This window comes from Actinacidiphila sp. bgisy144, from assembly GCF_057708105.1.
The window spans coordinates 1-2,571 of the sequence record NZ_JBYIRM010000087.1; the positions used below are offsets into that span (position 1 = coordinate 1).

Consider the following 2,571-nt stretch of genomic DNA (forward strand, 5'->3'; position numbering starts at 1 on the left):
TCCTCGCGGTCCGACGGTGCAGGGGCGCGGAACGGCGAGTCGAGGAAGGAGGACGGGTCGGCCGGCTTCTCGTCGTCGGCCTTGTCGGAGGCGTCGGCCTCCGCGGCGTCGGTCGCGTCATCCGTGTCGGCCGCGTCGTCCGCCGCGCTGTCGGCTTCCTCGGCCGCGGGCTCGGCGTGCGACGAGACCTCGTCGTCGTCCGTGTCCTCGTCCTCGTCGTCCGCGTCCTCGTCGTCAGCCTCGTCGTCAGCGTCATCCGCGTCAGAGCCGTCGACCACGACCTCGTCGGTCAGGTCGTCGTCCTCGGCCGGCTCGGCCGCGCCGCCGGTCGGCGCCTCGGCCTCGTCCGCGTCACTGTCCGCGCCACTGTCCTCGTCCCCCTCGTCGAAGGCGTCCACGAACGCGACACCGTCGAGCTGGGCGAGCCGGTCGGACGCGTCGGTCGTCCCGTTGTGGTCGGCCTCCAGCGCCTTGGCGAACCACTCGCGGGCCTCGTTCTCGCGGCCGACCGCCAGCAGCGCGTCCGCGTAGGCGTACCGCAGCCGGGCGGTCCACGGGTGGATGGCGTTCGCCGCCAGCTCCGGGCTCTGGAGGGTCACCACCGCGGCCTCGGCCTGGCCGAGGTCCTGGCGGGCGCCAGCCGCGACCAACCGCATCTCGACCTGCCCGGCCTTGTCCAGCTTGTGCACCTCGGGCGCCCCGGCCATCTCCAGCGCCCGCTCGGGCCGGCCGAGCCCGCGTTCGCAGTCGGCCATCACCGGCCACAGATCCACCGTCCCGGTCATCCGGCGCGTGGTGCGGAACTCCGCCAGCGCCTCCGAGTACCGCTCGGTGGCGTACGACGCGAAGCCCGCCGCCTCCCGCACCGCGGCGACGCGCGAGGCGAGCCGCAGCGCCACCCGCGAGTACGCGTACGCCTGCTCCGGGTCCTCGTCCAGCAGCCGCGCGACCATCACCAGGTTGCGCGCCACGTCCTCCGCGAGCGTCTTGGGCAGGCTCATCAGCTCCTGCCGCACGCTCGGGTCGATCTCCTGGCCGGTGACCTCGTCCGGGATCGGCAGCCGCCTGATGGGCTCGCGGTCGTCACGGCGCTCGTCGCGGCCACCGCGGCTCTCGAACCGGCCGCGGCCCTGCACCACCGGGCGCCGACCGTGCCCGCGGTCCCGGTCGTCGTCACGACGCGGACCACGCGGACGGTCGTCACGCCGGTCATCGCGCCGGTCATCCCTGCGGAAGCCACCCCGGTCGTCGTCACGACGCGGACCACGCGGACGGTCATCGCGGCGGTCGTCACGGCGGAAGCCGCCGCCCGGGCGGTCGTCGCGCCGGTCGTCACGCCGGTCGTCACGGGGACGGTCGAAGCGCGGACGGTCGTCACGCCGGTCATCCCTGCGGAAGCCACCCCGGTCGTCCTCCCGACGCGGACCACGCGGACGGTCGTCACGGCGGTCGTCCCGACGGAAACCACCGCGGTCGTCGTCCCGACGCGGACCACGCGGACGGTCATCGCGGGGGCGGTCGTCACGGGGACGGTCATAGCGCGGACGGTCACCACGGTCGTCACGGCGGAACCCGCCGCCACCCTGGCGGTCATCGCGGGGGCGGTCGTACCGCGGACGGTCGTCACGCCGGTCGTCTCGGCGGAACCCGCCACCCCCACCAGGACGGTCGTCCCGACGGAAGCCACCACGGTCGTCATCCCGACGCGGACCACGCGGACGATCGTCACGGCGATCATCGCGGGGGCGGTCATCACGGGGACGGTCGAAGCGCGGACGGTCACCGCGGTCATCACGACGGAACCCGCCACCCCCACCAGGACGGTCGTCCCGACGGAAGCCACCACGGTCGTCATCACGACGCGGACCACGCGGACGGTCATCACGCCGATCATCGCGGGGGCGGTCATCACGGGGACGGTCATCACGGGGACGGTCATAGCGCGGACGGTCACCGCGGTCATCACGACGGAACCCACCGCCCCCACCAGGACGGTCGTCCCGACGGAAGCCACCGCCGCCCTGGCGGTCATCGCGCGGGCGGTCGTACCGCGGACGGTCATCACGCCGGTCGTCACGGCGGAACCCGCCACCGCGGTGGTCATCACGACGGGGACGGTCGTCTCGACGGTCATCACGCCGATCCTCGCGGCGGTGTTCGCCGCGTTCGGGTCGGTCTTCGGGTGCGTTGGGCATCGACGTGACTCCTGTCGGATCGTACTGCTGTGGTTCAAGTCTCGCGTAGCGGCCGGGGAGGCGCGCTGCGCGGAAAACAAAAAGGACCCCTGGTCCCAGCGCTCAGGCCAGGACCAAGGGTCCAGAAAGATTGTTCGGCGGCGTCCTACTCTCCCACAGGGTCCCCCCTGCAGTACCATCGGCGCTGAAAGGCTTAGCTTCCGGGTTCGGAATGTAACCGGGCGTTTCCCTAACGCTATGACCACCGAAACACTATCGGGTCATCCCGCATGTACGGGATTTCGACAGATTCCGAGCGAACAAGCACACTTTTCAGTTGAATGTTCACCGGATGCGACTGTTCGCAACCCGGGAACCAAACAGTGGACGCGAGCAT

1 protein-coding gene, 1 rRNA gene and 1 pseudogene are annotated in these 2,571 nt (G+C 71.7%); all 3 read right to left on the reverse strand.

Annotated features, from left to right (window positions below):
• Positions 1-346: 346 nt before the first annotated feature.
• Positions 347-1,016, reverse strand: a pseudogene (locus AC3EVP_RS36770) (hypothetical protein); the annotation flags it as partial.
• On the reverse strand, positions 1,001-2,134 hold the full coding sequence (locus tag AC3EVP_RS36775; protein WP_435138112.1) for a hypothetical protein: 1,134 nt from the start codon (positions 2,132-2,134) through the stop codon (positions 1,001-1,003). The pseudogene AC3EVP_RS36770 and the gene AC3EVP_RS36775, both read right to left, overlap by 16 nt.
• A 193-nt stretch (positions 2,135-2,327) precedes the next feature.
• A 5S ribosomal RNA gene (rrf, locus tag AC3EVP_RS36780) occupies positions 2,328-2,444 on the reverse strand.
• Positions 2,445-2,571: the final 127 nt, after the last annotated feature.

Bases quoted from the DNA above. Each gene is read 5' to 3' on its own strand.
- AC3EVP_RS36775 (WP_435138112.1), bottom strand. From the start codon at position 2,134: ATGACCGTCGAGACGACCGTCCCCGTCGTGATGACCACCGCGGTGGCG.